Source organism: Kitasatospora sp. NPDC018619, from assembly GCF_044391605.1.
Classification (GTDB): Bacteria; Actinomycetota; Actinomycetes; order Streptomycetales; family Streptomycetaceae; genus Kitasatospora.
In genome coordinates, this window is sequence record NZ_JBISAI010000001.1 from 480594 (window position 1) to 499223 (window position 18630).

General features: G+C 74.8%; 16 protein-coding genes. 9 read left to right on the forward strand and 7 right to left on the reverse strand.

Annotated features, from left to right (window positions below; all coding sequences use genetic code 11):
• Positions 1–128 precede the first annotated feature (128 nt).
• Complete coding sequence (locus ACH5AR_RS01875; RefSeq protein ID WP_396299381.1) at positions 129–1256, reverse strand: alpha/beta hydrolase; 1128 nt, start codon at positions 1254–1256, stop codon at positions 129–131.
• 312 nt (positions 1257–1568) lie between these two features.
• On the opposite strand from ACH5AR_RS01875, the gene ACH5AR_RS01880 reads away from it, so the two are divergent.
• The 7 genes from ACH5AR_RS01880 (at position 1569) to ACH5AR_RS01910 (ending at position 9280) form a co-directional block, all read left to right on the forward strand.
• Entirely contained in the window at positions 1569–2588 is a 1020-nt protein-coding gene (locus tag ACH5AR_RS01880; RefSeq protein WP_396299382.1) for a substrate-binding domain-containing protein, read from the forward strand.
• Positions 2585–3631, forward strand: a complete 1047-nt coding sequence (locus tag ACH5AR_RS01885) for an ABC transporter permease (protein ID WP_396299383.1) — start codon at positions 2585–2587, stop codon at positions 3629–3631. The genes ACH5AR_RS01880 and ACH5AR_RS01885 overlap by 4 nt, the downstream gene beginning before the upstream one ends.
• The gene (locus ACH5AR_RS01890; RefSeq protein WP_396299384.1) at positions 3628–4485 is read left to right on the forward strand and encodes an ATP-binding cassette domain-containing protein; all 858 of its coding nucleotides are present in this window, start codon (positions 3628–3630) and stop codon (positions 4483–4485) included. The genes ACH5AR_RS01885 and ACH5AR_RS01890 overlap by 4 nt, the downstream gene beginning before the upstream one ends.
• Positions 4482–5588, forward strand: coding sequence for an ROK family glucokinase (locus tag ACH5AR_RS01895; protein ID WP_396299385.1), 1107 nt, complete (start codon positions 4482–4484; stop codon positions 5586–5588). The genes ACH5AR_RS01890 and ACH5AR_RS01895 overlap by 4 nt, the downstream gene beginning before the upstream one ends.
• Positions 5589–5718: 130 nt before the next feature.
• The gene (gene ggt / locus ACH5AR_RS01900) at positions 5719–7509 is read left to right on the forward strand and encodes a gamma-glutamyltransferase (RefSeq protein WP_396299386.1); all 1791 of its coding nucleotides are present in this window, start codon (positions 5719–5721) and stop codon (positions 7507–7509) included.
• A 96-nt stretch (positions 7510–7605) separates the two neighbouring features.
• Positions 7606–8448 carry an exodeoxyribonuclease III gene (locus tag ACH5AR_RS01905; protein ID WP_396299387.1) on the forward strand — a complete coding sequence of 281 codons (843 nt, stop codon included), beginning with the start codon at positions 7606–7608 and terminating at the stop codon, positions 8446–8448.
• A gap of 220 nt (positions 8449–8668) precedes the next feature.
• Positions 8669–9280, forward strand: a complete 612-nt coding sequence (locus ACH5AR_RS01910; RefSeq protein ID WP_396299388.1) for a hypothetical protein — start codon at positions 8669–8671, stop codon at positions 9278–9280.
• A 143-nt stretch (positions 9281–9423) separates the two neighbouring features.
• Here the strand turns inward: ACH5AR_RS01910 and ACH5AR_RS01915 are convergent, their stop codons facing one another.
• Entirely contained in the window at positions 9424–10143 is a 720-nt protein-coding gene (locus ACH5AR_RS01915) for a lysoplasmalogenase (RefSeq protein ID WP_396299389.1), read from the reverse strand.
• A 489-nt stretch (positions 10144–10632) separates the two neighbouring features.
• On the opposite strand from ACH5AR_RS01915, the gene ACH5AR_RS01920 reads away from it, so the two are divergent.
• The gene (locus ACH5AR_RS01920; protein ID WP_396299390.1) at positions 10633–12168 is read left to right on the forward strand and encodes a DUF2398 family protein; all 1536 of its coding nucleotides are present in this window, start codon (positions 10633–10635) and stop codon (positions 12166–12168) included.
• A 327-nt stretch (positions 12169–12495) separates the two neighbouring features.
• On the opposite strand, the gene ACH5AR_RS01925 is transcribed toward ACH5AR_RS01920, so the two are convergent.
• The 3 genes from ACH5AR_RS01925 to ACH5AR_RS01935 all read right to left on the reverse strand — a co-directional run bounded on the left by ACH5AR_RS01925 (position 12496) and on the right by ACH5AR_RS01935 (position 14993).
• Positions 12496–12675, reverse strand: a complete 180-nt coding sequence (locus ACH5AR_RS01925) for a hypothetical protein (RefSeq protein WP_396299391.1) — start codon at positions 12673–12675, stop codon at positions 12496–12498.
• A 120-nt stretch (positions 12676–12795) separates the two neighbouring features.
• Complete coding sequence (locus ACH5AR_RS01930) at positions 12796–14427, reverse strand: BCCT family transporter (RefSeq protein ID WP_396299392.1); 1632 nt, start codon at positions 14425–14427, stop codon at positions 12796–12798.
• A gap of 134 nt (positions 14428–14561) precedes the next feature.
• Positions 14562–14993, reverse strand: coding sequence for a MerR family transcriptional regulator (locus tag ACH5AR_RS01935; RefSeq protein WP_396299393.1), 432 nt, complete (start codon positions 14991–14993; stop codon positions 14562–14564).
• Positions 14994–15314: 321 nt separating this feature from the next.
• Here ACH5AR_RS01935 and ACH5AR_RS01940 point away from each other — a divergent pair, with 321 nt between their 5' ends.
• Entirely contained in the window at positions 15315–16709 is a 1395-nt protein-coding gene (locus tag ACH5AR_RS01940; RefSeq protein WP_396299394.1) for a sulfite oxidase, read from the forward strand.
• Between the two features lie 96 nt (positions 16710–16805).
• On the opposite strand, the gene ACH5AR_RS01945 is transcribed toward ACH5AR_RS01940, so the two are convergent.
• Both ACH5AR_RS01945 and ACH5AR_RS01950 read right to left on the reverse strand, forming a co-directional pair.
• Positions 16806–17456, reverse strand: coding sequence for a TetR/AcrR family transcriptional regulator (locus tag ACH5AR_RS01945; protein ID WP_396299395.1), 651 nt, complete (start codon positions 17454–17456; stop codon positions 16806–16808).
• A 170-nt stretch (positions 17457–17626) separates the two neighbouring features.
• Entirely contained in the window at positions 17627–18535 is a 909-nt protein-coding gene (locus ACH5AR_RS01950; protein ID WP_396299396.1) for an acyl-CoA thioesterase, read from the reverse strand.
• Positions 18536–18630: the final 95 nt, after the last annotated feature.

The following is an 18630-nucleotide window of genomic DNA, read 5'->3' on the forward strand; positions in this document are numbered from 1 at the left end:
GGGGCGCCGCCCCGCCCCCCCCCCCCCCCCCCGGGGGGGGGGGGCCCCCCCCGCCCCCCCCCCCCCCGGCCCCCCCCGGGGGCCCCCCCGCCCCCGGGGGGGGGGGGGGGCCCCGGGGGCCGGTCCGGCTACGGGGCCGGGATGATCGAGGTCAGCCACTGGAAGGCGCTGGGGACCATCTTCTTCCACTGCTCGGTGGTGTGCGGGCCGGTGCCCTCCTCGACCTGGACGGTGGTCGGGGCCTTGGCCGCGGCGCGGATCGCCTCGCCGTCCTCGAAGCCGTCCCCCTTGGAGCCGCTGACCAGCAGCGCGACCTTCGGCGGCTGCGGGGCGGCCTTCAGGATGTTGACCGGGTTGTTGGCCTCGCGCAGCTTGGGGTCCTTGCCGACCAGCGAGTCCGGCTCCTGGGCCGGGTCGTTGTAGCCGGACATCGCGATGGCGGCCCGGTACCGGTTGGGGTGGGACAGCGACACCTTGGCCGCGCAGTGCGCGCCGGCCGAGTACCCGGCGATCGCCCAGCGGTCCGCGGACGGGTCCGCGCGGAAGTTGTCCAGCACCATCTGCGGGACGTCACGGGTGACCCACGCGTCGGCGTTGACCTTGCCGGGGATGTCGGTGCAGCCCGCGTCCTGGTTCAGCAGCTTGGTGCGGGGCGAGACCAGGATGAACGGCGCGACCTTGCCCTGCTGCATCAGCGGCTTGAGCTGGTCGGAGACCTTGAGGGTGCCGTACCAGGTCGAGGAGGAGCCGGGGAAGCCCGGGATCAGCTCGACCACGGGGAACTTCTTGTCCTTGTACGCCGGGTCGTCGTACTGCGGCGGCAGCCAGACCAGCACCTCGCCGTCGACGCCGGAGACCTGGCCCTTGAGCTCGGTCCGCTGCACGTCCTTCGGCACCAGCGGGTCGTCGACGCCGCTGAAGCTCTGCTTGGCCTTCGGCGGCTCCTTGGCGGCGTCGCCGGCGTGGGCCGGGGCGGTGGCGTTCGGGTCGACCGGTGCCACCACCGGCACCGCGCGCACGTGGTTGCCGGTGCCGAGCAGGTCGTCCCAGTTGCCGTAGATCAGGTTCGCGTTGTTGACCATCACGAAGACCATCAGGACGGCGGTGACCTGGCAGAACATGATCATGATGATGCGGGTGAGGTGGCGCACCGGCTTCGGGCCGCCGACCTTCCCCCAGAACAGCAGTGCCACCGCGATGGACACCGGCACCAGAATGACGGTGAGGAGGAAGAACGGTGTACCTGTCAGTTCCATCGAGCTCTCGTATCCGGGTCGCACGCCGCCCGGGGCCGACTCGCCCGAACGCACGTCAATGGCATCAGACGGCGATGGACCGATGATCGGTTGCCGTCCGAATCTGTGCGGAACCTGAGAGGAACATCACGTTCTCGTGATGAACCTTCTTCGGATCGGCGCCTAGTCTGCCACCCGGACGGAAGCCGCCCGGACCCAGATGCCCAGCGAACTACCAGGAAAGGTCCCCCGGGGCACTCTACCTCCCAGGCCGTTCGCGCCGCCGGGCGAGGCGGTGCGATCCCGCAGCGCCCGGGCAGGGAGACTATGGGGATGAGCATCACCCGCTTTCGCCCGTCCCGCCGCTTCTGGCCCGTGTGTGCCCTCCTGGCGCTCGCGGTCACCGCGGCCGGTTGCAGCAGTACCGGAGGCAGACGCGCCGAGGAGGCCCGCGCCAAGGCCGCGGCCACCGGCGGCAGTGCCGTCACCACCCCGCGCTGGAAGGTCGCCATGGTGACCCACGCCGGAGCCGGCGACGCCTTCTGGGACACTGTGCGCAAGGGCGCCGAGCAGGCCGCCGCCAAGGACAACATCACCTTCCTGTACTCCAACGACGCGCAGACCCAGAACCAGGTCCAGCTCGTCCAGGCCGCCATCGACCAGAAGGTCGACGGGCTGCTGGTCACCCTCGCCAAGGGCGAGGCCATGGCCGGCGTCCTGGCCAAGGCCAAGGCCGCCGGCATCCCCGTGATCACCATCAACTCCGGCCAGGAGTTCTCGCAGAAGTTCGGCGCGCTCACCCACGTCGGCCAGGACGAGGCGACCGCCGGCCGGGCGGCCGGTGCCGAGCTGGCCTCGCGCGGCCGCAGGAACGTGCTCTGCGTGATCCACGAGCAGGGCAACGTCGGCCAGGAGCAGCGCTGCTCCGGCGCCCAGTCCACGTCCGGCGGAGCCTTCCAGGTGCTCTACGTCAACGGCGTCGACATGCCCGACGCCCGCGCCGCGATCTCCGCCAAGCTCCAGGCCGACCAGGCCATCGACACCGTGCTCACCCTCTCCGGCCCGATGGCCGCCACCGGCCTCCAGGCCGTCCAGGACGCCCACCGCAGCGTCGAGCTGGACACCTTCGACCTGGGCACCCAGGTGGTGTCCGGCCTCAAGTCCGGCAGCGTCGGCTTCGCCGTGGACCAGCAGCCGTACCTCCAGGGCTACACGGGCGTCGACCTGCTCTGGCTGTACAGGTACAACCTGAACATGCTCGGCGGCGGCAGGCCCGTCGAGACCGGTCCGCAGATCCTGACCAGGGACAACGCCGACGCGCTCGCCGAGTACGTCGCGAGGGGGACCAGGTGAGCACCCCCGACCTCCTCGTCCAGGACGGCCCGGCCGACGGCCGCCCGGCGGCCCTGCGGCGGCTCCTCGCCCGGCCGGAGCTGGGCTCGCTGATCGCCGCCGTCGCGGTCTTCGCGGTCTTCGCCGCCGCCGCCGAACCCTTCCTGCGGGTCTCCTCGCTGGGCACCGTGCTGTACGCGGCCTCCACCATCGGGATCATGGCCGTGCCGGTCTCGCTGCTGATGATCGGCGGCGAGTTCGACCTCTCGGCCGGCGTGCTGGTCACCACCGCCGCGCTGACCTCCTCGATGGTCTCGTACCAGTTCACCGCCGTGACCTGGGTCGGCGCGCTGGTCTCGCTGGCGACCACGCTGGCCGTCGGCTGGTTCAACGGCTGGATGCTCGGACGCACCCGGCTGCCCAGCTTCATCGTCACGCTCGGCACCTTCCTGATGCTGACCGGCGCCAACCTGGGCGTCACCAAGGCCGTCTCCGGCACCGTCTCCACCAAGTCGATCGCCGACATGGAGGGCTTCGCCTCCTGCCGCTGGCTGTTCGCCTCCGAGGTGACCGTCGGCGGGCTGACGATCAAGGCCACCGTCTGGTGGTGGCTGGGCCTGCTCCTGGTCGGCAGCTGGGTGCTGCTGCGCACCCGCTTCGGCAACTGGATCTTCGCGGTCGGCGGCGACGCGGACGCGGCCCGCGCGGTCGGCGTGCCGGTCGCCCGGACGAAGACCGTGCTCTACCTGGGCGTCGGCTTCGGCGCCTGGGTGCTCGGCCAGCACCTGCTGTTCTCCTTCGACACCGTGCAGTCCGGCGAGGGCGTCGGCAACGAGCTGATCTACATCGTCGCGGCGGTCATCGGCGGCTGCCTGATCACCGGCGGCTACGGCTCGGTGGCCGGCTCCGCGCTCGGCGCGCTGATCTTCGGCATGGCCAGCAAGGGGATCATCTACGCCCAGTGGAACCCGGACTGGTTCAAGTTCTTCCTCGGCGCGATGCTGCTGCTGGCCGCGCTGCTGAACGCCTACGTCAAGCGCCGGGCCGAACGGGGGCCGCGATGAGCGAGGACGCGATGGGCACCGAACTGCTCTCCCTCGACGGGGTCGGCAAGAGCTACGGCACCGTCCGGGCGCTCCAGGACGTCTCGCTGACCCTGCGGTCCGGCGAGATCAGCTGCGTGCTCGGCGACAACGGGGCCGGCAAGTCCACCCTGATCAAGATCATCTCCGGTCTGCACCAGCACGACGAGGGCACCGTCACCGTCGGCGGCGAGGTGGTGCGCTTCGCTTCCCCGCGCCAGGCCCTGGACCTCGGCATCGCCACCGTCTACCAGGACCTCGCGGTCGTCCCGCTGATGCCGGTCTGGCGCAACTTCTTCCTCGGCTCCGAGCGGGGCCTGCGCCGCTGGGGCGGCCTGCGGCTGGACGCCGACGGGATGCGCGCCACCACCCGGGAGGCGCTCGCGCGGATGGGCATCGACCTGCACGACGTCGACCGGCCGATCGGCACCCTCTCCGGCGGGCAGCGCCAGTGCGTGGCGATCGCCCGTGCGGTCCACTTCGGCGCCCGGGTGCTGATCCTGGACGAGCCCACCGCCGCACTCGGCGTCAAGCAGTCCGGAGTGGTGCTCAAGTACGTCACCGCCGCCCGCGACGCCGGGCTCGGGGTCGTGCTGATCACCCACAACCCGCACCACGCGTACCTGGTGGGCGACCACTTCACGCTGCTCAAGCGGGGCCGGATGGCGGGCAGCCATCCGCGTGCCGAGATCAGCCTCGAACAGCTCACCACCGAGATGGCCGGCGGCTCCGACCTCGCCGAGCTCTCGCACGAGCTCGCCCGGCCCACCGCGTCCGACCCCAGCGTCCCCGGCACCGGGGACTCCGACCCCCGTGAGGAGCGTCCGCAGCCGTGACCGGCTCCCAGGGCAGCACCCGGCCGCCCGTCCTGCCCACCCTGCTCGGCCTCGGCCCGCGCGCCGAGCGCCGCCGCCGCGCCCTGCCCGCCGGGATACTGCGGCTGCCCACCATCGGCGTCGACATCGGCGGCACCAAGGTGGTCGCCGGGGTGGTGGACGGCGAGGGCAAGGTGCTGGAGAAGCTGCGCACGGACACGCCGCACAAGAGCAAGAGCGCCAAGGTGGTCGAGGACGTCATCGTCGAGCTGGTGCTCGAACTCGCCGACCGGCACGACGTCCACGCCGTCGGCATCGGAGCGGCCGGCTGGGTCGACGCCGAGCGCTCCACGGTGCTGTTCGCCCCGCACCTCAACTGGCGCAACGAACCGCTCCAGGAGGCGCTCAGCCGGCGGCTGCGGTTCCCGGTGATCGTGGAGAACGACGCCAACGCGGCCGCCTGGGCGGAGTGGCGCTTCGGCGCCGGGCGCGGCGAGGACCACATGGTGATGCTCACCCTGGGCACCGGCATCGGCGGCGCGGTGGTCCGGGACGGCTACGTGGACCGCGGCAAGTACGGGCTGGCGGGCGAGTTCGGGCACATGCAGGTGCTGCCCGGCGGCCACCGCTGCCCGTGCGGCAACCGGGGCTGCTGGGAGCAGTACTCCTCCGGCAACGCCCTGGTGCGCGACGCGCGCGAGCTGGTCGCCGAGGAGTCGCCGGTGGTCCAGCCGCTGCTGGCCCGGGCCGGCGGCACCGTCGAGGGCATCACCGGCCCGCTGGTCACCGAGGCCGCCCAGGCCGGCGACCCGACCGCGACCGAGCTGCTCTACGAGGTCGGCACCTGGCTCGGCGTCGGCATCGCCAACCTGGCCGCCGCGCTGGACCCGGGCCGCTTCGTGATCGGCGGCGGCGTCTCCGAGGCCGGCGACCTGCTGCTCGGCCCGGCCCGGGCCGCCTTCCGCCGCACCCTCACCGGGCGCGGCTTCCGCCCCGAGGCCACCATCGTGCACGCCGCCCTCGGCAACGAGGCCGGCCTGGTCGGCGCCGCCGACCTGGCCCGGCAGGTGGCGCGGCGCTTCCGCACGATCAAGCGGCGCCGGGTCGAGCGCAGCGCGCTGTAGCGGGGGAGGGGCGGAGGGGAGCGCTCCCCTCCGCCCCGTCAACTACCGGTTGGTAGCGGCGCGGTGTGGTTGTCTGATGATGCCTCCTGTGGAACAACTGATGGGTTGACGTCGACCCAGGAGGACTCGGATGAGGGCTCTGACCCGTCTCGCGCCGTCGCTGTTACTCACCACCGCGCTGGTCTGGTCCGGCGCGGGGCCGGCCGGCGCCGCCGCCCCGCCGTCGAAGGTGCCGGAGGCGGTGGGCCTGGGCGGTGCGGTGGCCACCGTCGACGCCGACGCCACCGCCGCCGGCATCGAGGTGCTCCGCAAGGGCGGCAACGCGGTGGACGCGGCCGTGGCCGCCGCCGCGGCGCTCGGCGTCACCGAGCCGTACTCGGCCGGCATCGGCGGCGGCGGGTACTTCGTCTACTACGACCACGCCACCGGCCGGGTGCACACCCTCGACGGCCGCGAGACGGCCGGCCGCACCGCCGACGCCGGCCTGTTCCTGGAGGACGGCAAGCCGCTGGCCTTCGCCGACGCCGTCACCAGCGGACTGTCCGTCGGCGTCCCCGGCACCCCCGCCACCTGGGACGCCGCGCTGCGCCGCTGGGGCACCCGCTCGCTCGCCCGGAACCTCGAACCGGCCGAGCGGATCGCCGACCACGGCTTCGTCGTCGACGACACCTTCCGCAACCAGACCGCCGACAACTACGCCCGGTTCAAGGACTTCCCGGCCACCGCCGAGCTCTACCTGCCGAACGGCAAGCCCCCGGAGACCGGCAGCGTGCTGCGCAACCCGGACCTCGCCGCCACCTACCGGCTGCTCGCCAAGGAGGGCGTCAAGGCCTTCTACCAGGGCGAGTTGGCCGGGGACATCGCCAACACCGTGCAGCACCCGCCGGTCGACCCGGCCTCCGGCCGCAACGCCCGCCCGGGCAGGGTCGACACCACCGACCTCGCCGACTACCGGGTCCGCGACCAGGCGCCCACCCACGTCTCGCACGGCGCCTACGACGTCTACTCGATGGCCCCCTCCAGCTCCGGCGGCACCACCGTCGGCGAGGCGCTCAACATCCTGGAGGACGGCGGCGACGTCTCGGCCTACAGCAGCACCCAGTACTACCACCACTTCCTGGAGGCCTCCCGGATCTCCTTCGCCGACCGCAACCGCTGGGTCGGCGACCCGGCCTTCAGCGACGTCCCCACCCGGCAGCTGCTCTCCGAGCGCTACGCCGCCTCCCGGGCCTGCCTGATCAGCCCGGACCACGCGCTCACCAGCCCGCTCGCCCCCGGCGACCCGCGCCACCCGGCGGACTGCGCGGACACCGGCCAGGCCGCCCCCGAGCCGTACGAGGGGCCGAACACCACCCACCTGACGGTCGCGGACCGCTGGGGCAACGTCGTCTCCTACACCCTGACCATCGAGCAGACCGGCGGCAGCGGCATCACCGTCCCCGGCCGGGGCTTCCTGCTCAACAACGAGCTGACCGACTTCGACTTCGCCCCGCTCGCCCCCGGCGTCCCCGACCCGAACCTCCCGGGCCCCGGCAAGCGGCCGCGCTCCTCGATGTCCCCGACCGTCGTGCTGCGCGACGGCGAGCCGCTGCTCGCCACCGGCAGCCCCGGCGGCGCGACCATCATCACCACCACCCTCCAGGTGCTGCTCGGCCGGCTCGACCGCGGCCTGAGCCTGGAGCAGGCCATCGCCGCGCCGCGCGCCAGCCAGCGCAACAGCGTCACGACCCAGGCCGAGCCGGGCTTCCTTGCCCTGCCCGAGCGGACCGCGCTGGAGGGGCTCGGCCAGCGCTTCGTCAACGGCGGCGAGATCGGCGCCGCCACCGGGGTGGAACGGCTGCCGGACGGCCGCTGGGTGGCCGCGGCGGAGCCGGTGCGGCGCGGCGGCGGCTCGGCCGCGGTGGTGCGCCCGGCGCGCTGACCGCCGGCGTCCCGCGCGCCAAGCGGACCCGGCCTGTCGGTGCCGGGCGGTATGTTCGGGGTGGGCCTGCCTCGCGGGGCGGCCCACCCCGTCCGCATGCCCGTCCGCACCGAACCACCGGGAAGGCCGCCCGCCGTGACCGTCCGCATCGCCACCTGGAACATCAACTCCGTCACCGCGCGGCTGCCCAAGCTCCTGGAGTGGCTGGAGAGCGCCAAGCCCGACGTGCTCTGCCTCCAGGAGCTCAAGTGCGCGGCCGACGCGTTCCCGTACGAGGCGGTCCGCGAGCTCGGCTACGAGACCGCCGCTCACGGCAACGGCCGCTGGAACGGCGTCGCGATCGTCTCCCGGCTCGGGCTGGAGGACGTCGTGCGGGGCCTTCCCGACCAGCCCGGCTACCTCGCCGACGGCGCCCTGCTGCCCGAGGTCGAGCCGCGCGCCGTCGCCGCCACCTGCGGCCCGGTCCGGGTCTGGTCGGTCTACGTCCCCAACGGCCGTGAGGTGGACCACGCGCACTACCGGTACAAGCTGGAGTGGCTGGAGGCGCTGCGCAAGGCCGCCACCGAGGACGCGGCCGGCACCCGCCCGTTCGCCGTCCTCGGGGACTTCAACATCGCCCCGAGCGACGAGGACGTCTTCGACGTCGCGGCCTTCGAGGGCCTGACCCACGTCACCCCGGCCGAGCGCGCCGCGCTGGCGGCCCTCGGCGAGATCGGGCTCCAGGACGTGCTGCCCCGCCCGCTCAAGTACGACCGGCCGTACACCTACTGGGACTACCGCCAGCTGGCCTTCCCCAAGAACCGGGGCATGCGGATCGACCTCACCTACGCCAACAAGCCCTTCGTCGACGCCGTCACGGACAGCTACGTCGACCGGGAGGCCCGCAAGGGCAAGGGCACCTCGGACCACGCGCCGGTCGTGGTGGACCTCGACCTCTGAGGACCGCCGGGGGCCTCCGAGGACCTGCGACGACGGCCTCCGGGGACCGCTGAGCCGCCCGACGGGCGTCACGGCGGGTCACGGGTGGTAACCCGAACGGTCGTGAGCGCTGGCCGTGCGGGGGGCGGGTGCCTACCGTCGGTGAGTGACCGGGTGCGGTTGATCGACCACGTGGACATGGAGTCCCCCGGCCGCGCCCGAGAATCCCGGAGGTTCCGGCATGCGCCCCACGCGTACGGCCGCCGCCGCCCTGATCGGCGCCACGGCGCTGACCGGTCTGACGGCCCCCCTGGCATCCGCCCGGGACGGCTCCGCCACGGTCAGCCCGTCCCAGGCCGCACCGGGCCAGACCGTGACGGTCACGGTCTCCTGCGAGAAGTCGGACAAGCCCGACGCCAAGACCATCACCGCCCGCTCCGCCGCCTTCGAGGGCGGTCCGGCGACCCTCACCCTGGGCCCCGACGGCAGGCACAGCGGCTCGGCCCGGCTGGCCGGCCAGCACGCCGGGGACAGCAAGGTCGACGGCACCTGCCCGGACGGCGGCTCCTTCTCGACCACCGTCACGGTCGCCACCGTGGCCGACACCGCCCCCGACCACAACCCCCAGAAGAACCCCGGCAAGGGCCTCGGCGAGTGGGGCGAGGCCGCGGGGGAGTGGGCCGGTTCGCTCGGGCAGTCCGGCGCCGGCGGCCAGCAGGTCGCCCCGCACGGGTCCGTGCAGACCGGTCTCGGCGGCTCGGTCGCGGCCGATCCGGCGGAGCTGGCCGGTGGCCTCGCGCTCGTCGCGGGGGGCCTCGGCGGCTTCTGGCTGCTGCGCAGGCGCGGTGCCTGAGGGCCCCCGCGCGCGCCCGTTCCGTGCCGCCGGATCCCGACGGGGCCGGCGGTGCGGCGGCGTGTCCGGCGGTCAGCGGCTCGGTGTCCTCGCGGGCCGGTGTCCTCGCGGCCTGGTGTCCTCGGGGGCCGGTGGTGGGGCCGTCAGGCCGTCAGCGGCCCGGTGCCCTCGCGGTCGAGCCGCTGCTGGTGCCGGAGCGTGCCGTCGGCCAGCAGGTACTGGGCCAGCACATAGGTGGCCATGATCCAGAACTGATGGCCCGGCAGCTCCCGCCACTCGGCCAGCTGGGTGGCGATCAGCGTGTCGGAGAGCAGGAACAGCGCCCCGCCCAGCCCCGTCCGCCAGCCCAGCCCGGCCGAGGTGACGGCCGTCGAGGCGAGCAGCAGGCTGTAGCCGGCCACCGGGGCGCGCAGGTCCCCGAGGTCCGGCCAGAGCTGCCCGACCAGGGCCACCCAGGCCGACGCGTACGCGGCCGCGACCAGCAGGGCCCGGCGGCGGTCGGAAAGTGCACCACGCTGGACGAACATCGTCACGTAGCAGACGTGCGCCGCCGCGAACGAGCCCATGCCCGCGAGGAACGCGGGGTCGTTCTTCAGCTGGAGCAGCACGTCCCCGCCCGCGCTCAGCAGCAGCGCCGGCGCCAGCAGCCTCGGCGCCTCCCGCCCGGCCTGCGCGGCGGCGGCCACGCTGTGCGCGGCCAGCAGCGGCATCAGGGCCGGCTTGGTGGCGTTGCGGAGCACTGAGGAGCCGGCGGCGATCGCACCCAGGTGCGCCGCCGAGGTGGCCGCGAAGCCGCCCAGCAGACCGGTGGCCGAGCGCAGGCGTGCCCCGAGGCCGACGCGGGTGGTGGTACGGACAGTCATGCGTGCGCCTCCCGGTAATCCGCTGCTTCGGACCGACCCTAGAGGAGCCGGACCGGCGGCGGAAGGGTGGGTTACCGGCGCGTAACCCCGTCAGGGAGCGGCGGACGACGGGGCGGCCGCCGAGCGGAGCGCCGGCGCCCGCTTCGAGGGCTCCTGCGGAGAGTTCCCCGGGAGGGCGGTTGCTGCCGTCGGGTGGCCCGGGCACCGTCTAGTCTGGACTCCGACATGGATCAGCAGGACTACGCGGTCGGCGCCACCCGGGTGGCCGCCGGCAGGCCGGACGGGCGAACGGGCGGGGCAGGACGGGGAACCGCCGACGCCGTCCTCGCCGTACGCGAAGCCGGGCACGGTGCCGGTCAGGCTGCCGGTCACGGTGCCGCCGCCGACGCCGACCCCGCCGGGGGCTGCGGAAGCGGCCCCGCTGACAGGGCACCTGGGGCTGCCGCGGCACGCGGTGCTGACGACCCGCAGGAACCGGGCCGTTCCGCCGTGACGCTCTCGCCCGACCCGGGCCTGCTGCGCCTGGCGCACTGGTTCGCCGCCGCCACCCCCGGCACCGCCGACGACCTCTGCACCGCCTCCTTCGGCCTCTACCCCGCCCGCCACCTCGGCACCGCCGCCGAGCCCGCCGCCGACCCCGACGTCAGCTGGTGGCACGGCCCCACCGCGCACTCCGCCGCGGCCCTACGCCCCCGCGAGGGCCGCGGCGAGGGCGGGCTGCGCCGCGCCCGGCGCGACGACGCCGCGCTGCCCGTCGTCCGGTCAGGCGCCAAGCCGGGCAGGCCGGGGCGGCACCGCAGGCCCGAGCGCACCCGGGTGGCACCGCCCGCCGTCATCGCACCGGACCGGTCCGGCGAGGAGCTCCCGGCCGCCGAGCGCCGGATCGCCGCCCGGCTGCTGCTCGCCCACCCGCTGGTCACCGCCTCCGGCCCGCACGCCGACGGCTTCCCGCTGATCCGCCGTCACCGCGACTGGCTGGCCGAGCGCTTCGACACCCTGCTCGGCTACCGCCTCGTGGTCGGCCCCTGGCACGCCCGGCTCTGCAAGGCGGGCCTCGGCCCCGACGCCGCGCGCCGCCTCGAACACCCCGTCACCGGCGAGCCGTTCACTCCCGCCGGGTATGCCCAACTCGCCCTTGCACTGGCCCTGTTGGTCGACGCACCGGAAGAGCTGGGCTACCGCAGGCTGCTCGACGCGATGGACGCCGCCGCCCCCGAACTCGCCGCCGAACCGGCCGACCTCGCCATGGCGCTGGCCGCGCTGGCGGGCTGGCAGGTGCTCGGGGAGCTGCCGGCCGAACCGGCCGACGACTCCTTCGTGCTGACCGTGGACCGCGAGCTCGCCCGGGCCGTCCCGGCCGGCCCGCCGGCCCTCGCCGACGACGCCGCCGACCTGATCCGCCGCGCCGCCGAGGCCGAGCCCGCCACCGCCGTGCGCCGCCTGCTCGCCGAGACGCCCGTCGTCCTGGCCGCCGACCTCCCCGAGGACCACCGCGCCTGGCTGCGGGAACACCGGCTCAGCGGCCCGGCGGCGCTCGCCGAGTTCCTCGGTCTGGAGGCGGAGCTGCGGGCCGAGGGCGTCGCCCTGCTCGATCCGGCCGCCGAACTCACCGACGTCGCCCTGCCCGGCACGGGCACCCTCGCGCAGGCCGCCCAGCTGCTGGTCGAGCGCCTGGTCGAAGAGGTCCGTCCGCTGCCGGGCGAGCCGGTGGACGGCGACGTCCCGATCGCCGACGCGCTGATAGACGGCGTCCTCGGCGACATCGCGGACGAGTACGGGCTGCCCGCCCGCTACCTCGCCGACCGCACCGCCCTGCGGCGCGACGCCCTCGACCTGCTCCAGCGCCTCGCCCTGATCACCCCCACCCCCCACCCGACCCGCCCGCCGGCCTGGCGCCTGCGCCCCCCGGCCGCCCGCTACGCCCCGGCCCCCGACCTCCACCCCACCCCCGGCACCGGCCGCCACTCCCGCCCCGGCCCGCTGATCCCGCCCCCGGCCGGGCCCCGCACGGGGCAGCGGGCGTAGTCGGCGCGGGGCGGCCTCGGTCTGCTGATCCCGCCTCCGGTTGCCCCGTCGCGCGGAACAGCGTGGGCGGTCGGTGGGCGGCCCGTTCGGCCGTGGCCTGTCGGGGCGGCCTCCGGTGGCCCTGTGCCGGACGGCGTGTGTCGTCGGTGCGGCGGCTCCGGTGCGGGCCCGGGCGGCCTCGGCCTGCGGGGCCCGTTTCCGGCCGGCCCTCGCGCCGGACAGCGTGCGGGGCCGGGGCGCCCGCTCCGGCTCGGCCCGCCGCCGTGGAGGGGAACAGCAAGAAGCACCGCGTCCGGTGGCGGACCGCGGTGCCGGGGCGGGCGGGCGTTACTTGCCGGCGGAGGCGCTCGTGAGGGGTCCGTGTGCGACGGTTTCCACGGTGGCGCCGACGCCCAGGGTGCCGAGGGCGATGGAGGCGAGGACGGCTGTGACGGCGAGCAGCCGGCGGTGCCGTTGGGGCAGGGGGAAGCGCGGGTCCTGGTAGGGCGCCTGAGGGTTGGCGTTCATGACCGGGAGGTTTCCAGGGCGGCGTGAACGGTCGGTACGCGCGGGTGAAGTCCGGACGGGGGTTGGGCGTCGGTTGGCCGCATACGCCCCACCCGTCACGGGGTGGGGCGTACGCGCTGGTCAGCGGCGTGTGCCCGGCTCGCCGACGGTCTCCCGGACGGCGTCCCGCAGGCCGTGCCGCGGGTGGAACCGGGCGGGCGCGGCAGCCGGGTCCTCGCGGAGCTCCTTCACCAGCGAGACGCACAGCAGCAGCATCACCACGACGAAGGGCAGCGCGACCAGGATCGTGGCGTTCTGGAGCGCGGTGAGCCCGCCGGCCAGCAGCAGGGCCGCCGCGACCCCGCCCATCAGCACGCCCCAGACCACCACCAGCCAGGTGCGCGGGTGCAGTGATCCCCGGCTGGAGAGCGAGCCGAGCACCAGCGAGGCCGAGTCGGCGCTGGTGATGAAGAAGGTCATCACCAGCAGCACCGCGACCACGCTGGTCACCGAGCCGAGCGGCAGCGAGCGCAGCATCTCGAACAGCGAGGCCTCCGGGCCCTGCGGGATGGTCGCCACCAGGTCGGCCGCGCCGGTGGTGACCAGCCGGATCGCGGTGCCGCCCATCACGCAGAACCAGACGACCGTCGCCCCGCTGGGCACCAGCAGCACGCCGAGCAGGAACTGGCGGACGGTGCGGCCGCGCGAGATCCGTGCGATGAAGGTGCCGACGAAGGGTGCCCAGGAGAGCCACCAGGCCCAGTAGAAGATCGTCCAGGAACCGAGCCAGCCCTCGTCGGTGAAGGCGCCGGTCTGGGTGGACAGCGCGAGCAGGTCGGAGAGGTAGCCGCCGACCGAGGAGGGGATCGCGTCCAGGGCGAACACCGTCGGCCCGACCACGAAGACGAAGACCATGATCAGCGAGGCCATCACGACGTTCGCGGTGGAGAGCCACTTCACGCCCTTGTGGACGCCGGAGAACGCCGAGACCACGAACGCGGCGGTCAGCGAGCCGATGATGATCAGCTGGGCGCTCTGGGTGTTGCGGAGGGAGGAGATGTAGCCCAGCCCGTCGGCGACCTGGAGCGCACCGAGGCCGAGGCTGGTGGCGGAGCCGAACACGGTGGCGAAGACGGCCAGCAGGTCGATCGTCCGCCCGGCCCAGCCGTCCGCGCCGCGCTGCCCGATCAGCGGGACGAAGGCGGCGGAGATCCGGTTGCCCCGGCCCTTGCGGAAGGTGGTGTAGGCGAGGGCCAGGCCGCCGATCGCGTAGATCGCCCACGGGTGCAGGGTCCAGTGGAAGAGCGAGAACTCCAGGGCCTGCTGGGCGGCGGCCGCGCTCTGCGGCGCCAGGCCGGAGCCGGGCTGCGGGGTGGCGAAGAGCTGGAGCGGCTCGCCGACGCCGTAGAACATCAGGCCGATGCCCATGCCCGCGCTGAACATCATGGCGACCCAGGCGAGGGTGGAGAACTCGGGCTCGTCCTCGTCGCGGCCGAGTCTGATCCGGCCGAAGCGGCTGAAGGCGAGCAGCAGCGCGACGACCAGGAAGACGTCGCCGGCCACCACGAACAGCCAGCCGAAGTTGTGCAGGACCCAGCCGAGCGCGGTGCTCGACGTCCGGCCGAGCGAGTCCTCGGCGAACACGCCCCAGGCGACCACCGCCAGCACCACGACGGCGCCGATGCCGAACACCGCCCGGTCGGCCGGAAGGGTCACGGCGGGTTCGTCGGGCTCCTCCACGGGGTGCTCGGGCGGGGGCGGCTGGCTGCTCATCGGATGGACCTCTCGACATACTCGGCGCGCGTCGGAGCGCTCGGCGTCAGGCTGTATGTCGCACTATGTCCAGAACGCTCCGCGAGTGGCGGTACGCCGCGCCGGAGAGGCGCCGGGTCGGGACCTACGTCCCGTCAGGCCGCGCGCCCCTCGCTGTACTCGTGCCCGTGGGCCTGCCCGTGGTCCCGCACGGAGTCGGGCCCGGAGTCGGGCCCGGAGTCGTGCGCGGAGGCGAGGTAGTGGGCGAGTGCCCGGCGGCTGCGGGTGAGGTCCTCGATCCGGGAGTCCAGGTCGGCGAGTTCGTCGCGCAGGGTGGCGACGAGGTGCGGGCAGGCCTCCAGGGCGGGGACGGGGCCGGTGGCGCAGGGCAGCAGCTCGGCGATGACCCGGGTGCTCAGACCGGCCGCGAGCAGGCTGCGGATCTGCCACACCCGGACGGTGTCCTCCTCGCCGTACGCGCGGTAGCCGGCCGTCGTGCGGTCCGGTCGCAGCAGGCCCTGCTCCTCGTAGTAACGGAGCAGACGGGTGGACACCCCGGTCAGGCGGGCGAGTTCTCCGATCAGCATGACCGGGCCAACGCCCCTGCGGAGCGGGGTGTTCCCTCGGCGGCGATCCCCCGGTGGGCTCGGCCGGCGGGGAACACCACGGCGGCGGCACGCAGTTCGGCCGGCCGGGCACCGGGGCGGGCGGGCGGCCGCGGCCGGGGTGGCTGACACGGATCGCTCCGCTGCGGGCCGGGGTTTCGCCGCGCCGGGGAACGGTAGGAGCCCCACTGGTGAGAAGGTCGGGACGGGGGAGCGGGAGGCCGCCCCAGGGCGGCTCCCGGGCCCGGCCGCGGTCGCGCGCAGCGCCGAACCGCCCACGCTGACACGGAAGGAACGCCGTTCATGGACGACGAGGTCCGCACCCCGAACGAAGCCGTCCCGCCGGGGGCCGCCTGGAGGGCCGCCCGGAACGCTGCGCGGAAGGGCGCCCGCACCGGCGGCGTGAACCGCCGGACGCTGCTGAGGGCGGTCTCCGCCGCCGGGGTGCTCGCCGCGCCGGTGCCGGGCGTCCCGCTGCCGGCCGCGGGCCGGGCGGCCGCCGAAGAGGTGCCCGCGCCGGTGCTCGCGCCCGCGCCCGGGCCGGTTTCCGCGCCCTCCCCCGTGCCCTCGCCCTCGCTCCCGCTCTCGCCCGGGATCGTCAAGCCGCTGCCCGCCGAGTGGTTCGTGCCGCGCGGCACCAACGCCGAGACCCGCTGGGACGCCTTCCGTGACGCCGACGGCGGCGCCACCGTCGGCCGGCACGTACCGGTCGAGCGGTTCTTCGTCCGCAACCACACCAGCACCCCGCTGATCGACCCGGCCACCTGGAGCCTCAGGCTCTTCGGCAGCGGGCTGCGCGGTGCCCCGACGGCCGAGCACCCGGTCGAGTTCGGCCTGGACGACCTGCGGGCCCTGCCGTCCACCCGGATCAGTGCGCTGATCGAGTGCGCCGGCAACGCCCGCAGCTACTACTCCGGCCAGCAGGGCCAGCCGGTCCCGGGCACGCCGTGGACGCTCGGCGGCGTCGGCTCGGCGAGCTGGCGCGGCGTCCGGCTGGCCGAGGTGCTGCGGGCCGCGGGGCTGACCGGCGCGGCGGTGGACGTGCTGCCCACCGGCCTGGACCCGGACTACGTCGTCGACGGCACCAACTACGGCCCGGTGCGCCGGCCGCTGCCGATCGCCAAGGCGCTGGACGACGTGCTGCTCGCGTACGAGATGAACGGCGAGCCGCTGACCCCGGACCACGGCGCCCCGGCCCGGCTGGTGGTGCCCGGCTGGGTGGGCATCGCCTCGATCAAGTGGGTGGGCAGCGTGGAGGTCGCCGACCACCCGCTGCACTCGCCGTGGAACACCGACTTCTACCGGATGTTCGGCCCGGACTACCCGCCCGGCGGCGGCGACCCGCTGACCACCCAGGTGGTCAAGAGCGCCTTCGAACTGGCCGTCGGAGCCCGGCTGGCCGCGGGCCGCCGGCACCGGCTGCACGGGCGCTCGTGGTCCGGCGCGGCCGCGGTGCGCCGGGTCGAGGTGAGCACCGACGGCGGCCGGAGCTGGCGGCAGGCCGACCTGCGCGACGAGCCGCGGGCCGACGGCTGGACGCGCTGGAGCCTCGACTGGCGCCCCGAGCGGCCCGGCCCGTACGAGCTGCGCGCCCGCGCGACGGACCGCCGGGGCAACACCCAGCCGGAACGGGCGGTGTTCAACCGGGAGGGCTACCTGTTCGGTGCCGTGGTGGCCCACCCGGTGACGGTGGTCTGAGCGGAGCCGGTCCGGAACCGGGCCCGAACCGGTCCGGACCGGGCCGGGTCGCGGACGCACCGCGTCGTGGTCCGGCCCGGCGGCGCGGGGCACGGCTCAGCCGGTGGACTGGACCTCGTACGGGGCCGGGTACCGGGTCTCGTACGGGGTCAGCACCAGCCGCACCACGTCCTCCAGCCGGCGCCGGGCGTCCCCGAGGGTGGTGCGGCCGGTCACCCAGGCGGTCAGCTCGCCCTGCCAGGCGTGCGCCACGATGTGCCGCACCAGGTCGCTCGCGGCGGCCGGCACCTCGGCCGTCACCGCCTGAAGGGCGGTGCTGTCGGCCCGGGCCATGCCCTGGAGGGCCTCGCTGGCGAACGGGTCCGTGGAGGCGGCCACCGCCACCCGCAGCCGGGCGAGCTCGGGCTGCCGCTGGTAGGCGCGCATCCCGCCCCGGACGAACCGGACCGCCCGGTCGGTGGCGCCCGGGCCGGCCCGCGGCCCGCGCAGCTCGGCCACCAGATCGGCCAGCAGCCTGCGGTGCCATTCGGCGATCGCGGCGGCCAGGAGGTGGTCCTTGGAGGAGAAGTAGCGGTACGCCGTCCCCAGGGCGACTCCGGACCGCTCACAGACCTGTTTCATCTGCATCCGCTCGACGCCGATCTCGTTCACCAGGGCGAGCGCGGCCGCGATCAGGCCCTCGCGGCGTTCGAGCTGACGCGGAGACATCGCCTCCACCGGCCGTGGTGACAGGTCAACCTTGGTCACCCGCACCATGATACGGGCCGGGACCGCTCAGGAGTATGACGCCGTCCGGCCCCCTTCCGTTCGTCCGGTGGTCACCGGGGTGCCGGAGGTGGTCGGGTGGGGGCCGGGTGGTGCCGCGGGCGGGCAGGGCGGGCAGGGCGGACCGGGCGGGCGGCGGGCGCGCGGTGGCCTCACGAGGGGTCGCGGATCAGCGCCTCCTGCACGGCGGAGGCGACCAGCCGGCCGTCCAGGTCGTAGAACTCGCCGAGCGCCAGGCCCCGGCCGTCCGAGGAGGACGGGCTGCGCTGGGCGAACAGCAGCCACCGGTCGGCCCGGAACGGGCGGTGGAACCACATCGCGTGGTCCAGCGAGGCCATCAGCAGCCGGGGCGGCTCGGTGCGCTGGAAGAAGTTCGGCTGCACGTTCAGCCCGGCGGTGGAGGCCAGGGTGAGGTCGGACAGGTAGGTGAGGGCGCCGGCGTGCAGCAGCGGGTCCCCGTCCGGCAGCGGGGAGGCGGTGCGCATCCAGACGAACTGCTGGAGCAGCCCGGGCGCGGTCGGCGGCAGTCCCGGGGCGTCCGCCGGGACGAACCGCACGTCCAGGTCGCGGAAGCCGCCGGCCGCGGCGAACGCCCGGCGGACCTCCTCGGGCAGCTGGGCGACGGCGTTCGGCAGGGACTCCGGGGGCGGCAGCTGCGGGATCCGGCGCTGGCGGTCGGGCGCCGGCTCCGGGTGCTTGAAGGAGACCGAGAGGGTGAAGATCTCGTTCCCGTTCTGGACCGCCGTCACCCGGCGGGTGGTGTACGACATGCCCTCGCGGACCCGGTCGACGAGGTAGTCGATCGGGCGGGCCGGGGAGCCCGGCAGCAGGAAGTAGCCGTGCAGCGAGTGCACCGGCCGCCGGTCCTCGCTGGTCCGCCCGGCGGCGACGAGCGCCTGCGCGGCGAGGTGGCCGCCGAAGGCGCGCATCGGGGCGCCGGCGTGGCAGTGGCCGCGGAACGTGTTCTCATCCAGGCGTTCGATCGCCAGCAGTCCGGCGAACGGGGCGGTCGGCCGGGCGCGCCGGTCGGCCCGGACGTGCGGTTCGGTGAGGTCGGTCACGAGGCCATAGTGGCAGAAGCCGACCGCGCCGCGGTGTGACCTGGGTAACGCCGTCCCGGGCAGCGCCGAGGCCGTAGAACACGTTCCAGTCCGGG